We start from the raw sequence: 3,923 nt of genomic DNA, 5'->3' as shown, positions 1-3,923 counted from the left end.
GGCTGCTGGTGCTCGACGGCGGTCCCTGCGCCGTGGGCATCGAAAGCACCATCGTGGACTGCACGCGGGGCGTGCCCGTGCTGCTGCGCCCGGGCGCCATCACGCGCGCACAGATCGCGGCGGCCTGCGGGCTGCAACCGCTCTCGAAAGAAGAGCTGCCGGCGCACACACCCCGTGCGTCCGGCACGCTGGAAGCCCATTACGCACCCGCCGCCAAGGTGCGCCTCATGGACGCTGCCGCGCTGCAGACCGCCCTGGATCTGCTGGGCGCCGATGCCGCCCACATCGCCGTCTATGCGCGAACGATGCCGCGCACCCAGTCCACCCGCCTCGTGATGCGCCGCATGCCCGACGATGCCGAGGCCACGGCCCAGCAGCTCTTTGCGGCCCTGCGCGCCTTCGACGACCAGGGCGTGAAGCTGATCTGGATCGAAACCCCCCCGGCCACCGCCGCATGGGAAGGCGTGCGCGACCGGCTGCAGCGCGCCGCGGCGGCCTGAGCGCGCTTTACATACTTTGACGTTGCATCGTTAAACTAGCCCCCACTTTTCTGGAGAAATACATGGCAGCAAATTGGATGCGCCGCACCGTTGTGGTCGCCGCATGTGCGTCGGCAGCGTTGCTCGCGGCCTGTGGTTCCAGCACCACGGAATCGGCGCTCACGCCCGAACGTTTCATTGCCTTTGGCGACGCGTACAGCGACGCAGGGCAAAAGGGCTCGCTCTACACGGTCAACGACGGTTCGGTGGGCAACTGGACGCAGCAGCTCGCCTCGCGCTACAGCAAGACGCTCACGCCGGTGTCGGCAGGCGGCCTGAGCTACGCCGCAGGCAACGCGCGCGTCACTGCCAAGCCTGACGCCGCCGGCGATGCCACCACCCTCACGATCACCGAGCAGGTGGACCGCTTCCTGGCCACCGGCGCCTTCAAGGCCAACGACGTGGTGTTCATCAATGCCGGGCCGAGCGACGTGGTTGCCGGCATGGCCGCCGTGCGCGCCGGCACGCTCACCCCCGCCGACATGGTGGCTGCTTCGCGCAAGGCCGGACAGGAACTGGCCGCGCAGGTGCGCCGCCTCGTCACGGCCGGGGCGCAGCATGTCATGGTGACGGGCACCTACGACCTGGGCAAGACGCCCTGGGCCACCGCCATCAACCAGGTCAGCCTGCTCAGCGACGCCAGCAGCCGCTTCAACGACGGCCTGCTGGTCAACATCGTCGACCTGGGCGCCAACGTGCTGTACCTGGACTCGGCCTACTACGTCAACCTGTACGTCAGTTCGCCAGGCTCCTACGGTTTCGACAACGCCACCACGGCAGTGTGCACCTCGGTCGATCCGGGCAACGGCATCGGCACGGGCACGGGCCAGGTCAACTCGGCACGCTGCAACACCTCCACGCTGCTGCCTGACGCCAAGCAGGACAAGTACGTCTTTGCCGACCAGGTCTACATGACGCCATCGGCCCACCGGCAGCTCGGCAACTACGCCTACGACCGCCTGCGTGCCCGCTGGTAACTTGCTGGCAAATCACCCGCGCATTGCACAAAAAAAGCCGACCCGGGGGTCGGCTTTTTCATGCGCGCGGCAGACGCCGTTTATTTGATCGCGTCAAACAGTGCCCGCGCCTGGGCGTGGCAGAAGGGCGGCTCGTAGGTGCCATGGTAGCTGCCGTAGTACGTCGCGAAGGCCGCCGAGGCTGGGTCGGTGGGCGCCTTGCCGCCAGGCCCGAACGTGGCCTGCACCAGCGGGTCGACATCCACCGATGCCACATTGGTCAGGCCCCGGCTGTCGAAGTCGGCCTTCATCACCTGCTGGTGGACGGCAGGCGGCACCGTCGGGTCGCCGGCACCGCCGCACAGCAGCACGCGCGACTTGGGGCTCCAGCCCAGCAGGTCGTTCTTGCGGGCGGCCATGAACAGGGGGTTGGAGCCGCCGGCCTGGGCGGCAGCCAGGAACTGGGGCTGGAACACCAGGTCACGCGCCTGGTTGGGCGTGACGTCCGGGCCACCGGGCAAGGCGCCCGAGGTGACCAGCGTGGTGTAGTTGAGCGTGGGGTTGGGCAAGAGGGTTTCGATATAGCCCGAGTACGGCAGCTTGAACGCCGTCTTCACGTCGCTGTAGACGTTGCCGTACACCTTTTGCCACGAAGTCACGAGATAGGGCACGAAGAACTGCACCCCCACGACGGCATCGGGCACGCGCAGCGAACCCGACAGGTTGTAAGGCCCGGCCAGATGGGCGCCCGCCACCACGTTGAACTCGCTGCCGTAGTCGCGCTCGGCGGCCCGGTGCGCCGCCATCGACGAGTGCCCGCCCTGCGAATAGCCCGTGAACATCACCTTGCCCGACAAGCTGGCGCCCACGCTGGGCGCGGCCGCGCGCGCTGCACGCACCGAGTCGATCACGGACGTGGCCTCGGAATCCGCGTGCAGGTACGGATGGTAGGCATAGGTGGACTTGGCAAAACCGAGGTAGTCGGTGGCCACCACCGCATAACCCTGGGCCGCGTACATGGCGGCCAGCAGGAAGGTTTCGCTGTCTTGCGGGTTGGCCAGGGTGTGCGGCTTTTGCACGTCGGTGCCCTTGGCGTAGGCCACCAGGGCGGCCGCGCCCGTGCAGTTGCCCGCGGGCACCAGCATCACGCCGGAGGCATTGGTGTTCTCACCCTCGCGCACGCCCACCGTGGAGTAATTCAGGCCCACCACCTTCACATCGCACTTGGCCTTGCCGCTGATGGCCTGCAGCCCGCTGCCCGCCGTGGCGGCATCGATCTGCGCGGCGCTCAGCGTGGCCAGCGTGGCGGGCGGATCCAGTAGCTCCCCGCGCTGGGGGCCATCGGAGCCGCCGCAGGCGACCAGCAATACCGCAGCCGCGGCGATACACGAAAGGCGGAAATACGTCATGGGCAATCCTTTGGATCGGTGAAGAACGTCGCATCCTGCGCGCGGGCAGGGTCCCCAGCCATTAGGGATAACGAGAGCGCAACGCAGCCGCGAGACACCCAAGCGACAGGCGCAAACCCGCGCCGGACGGAAGGCATCGGTGCAGCGTGTGGCCTTGCGCCGAACACGGCGCGGGGTCCGCAGCTCCACGGTGCGAGAGGCCGGCGCGGCGGCATCAACTCTGCGCGCAACGCAGCACCGCATCGCTGCAGTGCCAGCTTTTCGGCACCGAGTCATCTGCGCGAAGCGGACAGCGGACGAGAGAACAGGCAAACGGAAGAACAGGAAACATCGGCCAGACACCGATGCACCGCGCGCCGGCCCGTGAGGGACGCGCACAGGACGCACGCCCGCGCCTACTGGTCGCGCGCTGTCCAGTCGATCAGCGCATCCAGCACAGGCCGCGCGGCGCCTGCCTGCGGGTGATTGACCAGGGCCACCAGCACATAGCGGCGGCCGCTCGCCGCATCCACATAGCCTGCCACAGCCATCACGTCGCGCAGGCTGCCGGACTTGAGGTGGGCAGCGCCCGCACGGCTTTGGCTGCGCCGCAAGGTGCCGTCGACGCCTGCAATGGGCAGCGAAGCCACCAGCTCGGGCATCACGGGCGATGCCCACGCCACCTGCAGCATGCGCGCCAGGGCCTGGGCGCTGATGCGCGCCTCGCGGCTGAGGCCGGCACCGTTGTCGGGCATGGGCGGCTCGGCATCACCAAGGCGGGCCTGCCACCACTGGCGCAAGGCATCGCGCGCACCCTCGAATGTGGCCACGCCGTTTCGGCGCAATGCCAGCGTGAGGAACAGCTGCTGCGCCATCACGTTGTTGCTGTATTTGTTCACGTCGCGCACCACCTCGGCCAGCGGCGGCGATGTGGCGACAAATGCCGGTTTGAGCCGCGCAGGCACGGGGCCCTCGCGAACGGTGCCCGTGAGCTTGCCGCCCAGTTCGCGCCACATGCCTTCCACGGCGCGGGCCGCAAA

The 3,923-nt window shown here is 68.3% G+C and carries 4 protein-coding genes; 2 read left to right on the top strand and 2 right to left on the bottom strand.

Features of this window, described 5'->3' with window-relative positions:
- Together ACDELDRAFT_RS19915 and ACDELDRAFT_RS19910 are read left to right on the top strand one after the other, a co-directional pair.
- Window positions 1-500, top strand: a 500-nt coding sequence (locus ACDELDRAFT_RS19915; protein WP_040330037.1) for an L-threonylcarbamoyladenylate synthase, incomplete at its 5' end; no start/stop codon positions are given.
- Between the two features lie 62 nt (window positions 501-562).
- Window positions 563-1,516, top strand: a complete 954-nt coding sequence (locus tag ACDELDRAFT_RS19910) for an SGNH/GDSL hydrolase family protein (protein ID WP_005799852.1) — start codon at window positions 563-565, stop codon at window positions 1,514-1,516.
- Between the two features lie 80 nt (window positions 1,517-1,596).
- Here ACDELDRAFT_RS19910 and ACDELDRAFT_RS19905 read toward each other — a convergent pair whose 3' ends face one another.
- Window positions 1,597-2,904 (bottom strand): lipase family protein, encoded by a 1,308-nt coding sequence (locus ACDELDRAFT_RS19905; RefSeq protein ID WP_005799851.1) that lies wholly within the window; start codon window positions 2,902-2,904, stop codon window positions 1,597-1,599.
- Window positions 2,905-3,299: 395 nt separating this feature from the next.
- On the bottom strand, window positions 3,300-3,923 hold a 624-nt coding region (locus ACDELDRAFT_RS19900), incomplete at its 5' end, for a D-alanyl-D-alanine carboxypeptidase/D-alanyl-D-alanine-endopeptidase (protein ID WP_005799850.1).

This window comes from Acidovorax delafieldii 2AN, assembly GCF_000175235.1.
In the GTDB taxonomy this organism is placed as follows: domain Bacteria; phylum Pseudomonadota; class Gammaproteobacteria; order Burkholderiales; family Burkholderiaceae_C; genus Acidovorax; species Acidovorax delafieldii_B.
Note: the sequence above shows the minus strand (reverse complement) of the source record. Positions and strands in the feature narration are given on the sequence as shown.

Bases quoted from the DNA above. Each gene is read 5' to 3' on its own strand.
- ACDELDRAFT_RS19910 (WP_005799852.1), top strand. From the start codon at position 563: ATGGCAGCAAATTGGATGCGCCGCACCGTTGTGGTCGCCGCATGTGCG.
- ACDELDRAFT_RS19905 (WP_005799851.1), bottom strand. From the start codon at position 2,904: ATGACGTATTTCCGCCTTTCGTGTATCGCCGCGGCTGCGGTATTGCTG.